Origin of the sequence: Micromonospora zhanjiangensis, assembly GCF_042650605.1 — a bacterium.
GTDB classification, from domain to species: domain Bacteria; phylum Actinomycetota; class Actinomycetes; order Mycobacteriales; family Micromonosporaceae; genus Micromonospora_J; species Micromonospora_J zhanjiangensis.
Genome location: NZ_JBHSBN010000121.1, coordinates 1 through 728, shown reverse-complemented (window position 1 = coordinate 728; position 728 = coordinate 1). Strand labels below are relative to the sequence as shown.

The window sequence follows — 728 nt, the reverse complement described above, 5'->3', positions numbered from 1 at the left end:
AGCGCTGCAGGGTGAGCAGGCCCGGTCGCCAGGGCAGGAGGTTGTAGTCGCCACCGGCGCTGGGTGACTTGCCCTGGTAGAGCAGTTGCAGGTTGCAGGGGTCGATGGTCTTGGTCTGGTCGGGGTTGCTGCGGACCAGGTCACCGTGGCTGATGTCGTTGGTCCAGGTGGCGCCGCTGTTGGCCTTGCCGGCAAAGGGGTTGCTCTCGCTGGCCGCGTTCGGGGTCCAGTTGCCGCTCAGGCTGGTGGCGGTGAAGGAGCGGAAGTAGCGTCCGCCGGATCCCATGGCTTCGACGATCATGAGGTACTGGTTCTGGCCCTGGACCTTGTAGACCTCGACGGCTTCGAAGAGGTTGGCCTGGGTGTCGCTCATGATCGTGGTGTAGTTGGAGCCGAAGCTGCCGGGGAAGTTGCCGATGGGCATGCTGGCCCGGTAGATCTTGCCGTTGTCGCCGGCGAAGAACAGGTACATGTTCTGGTCGTCAGCGATGAGGGTCTGGTCGATGGGCCCGGTGCCGGATCCGGAGATGCTGCCGGTGAACAGTGGCTGCGCCGCGGACCAGCCGTTGGCGTTGGTGGGGTCGCTCGACGTGCGGTACAGGAACGGCCACTGACCCCACTGGTAGGCCAGCACCCAGATGTTCTTCGGCGCGAAGTAGAAGAGCGTGGGGGCGACGGTGCCGGAGTTCATCCCGTTCTGGCTGGCCGAGGCCATGTCCGACCAGTTG

The 728-nt window shown here is 65.0% G+C and carries 1 protein-coding gene; it reads right to left on the bottom strand.

Annotated features, from left to right (window positions below; genetic code table 11):
• On the bottom strand, nt 1–728 hold a 728-nt coding region (locus ACFOX0_RS34220; RefSeq protein WP_377553842.1), incomplete at both ends, for a non-reducing end alpha-L-arabinofuranosidase family hydrolase.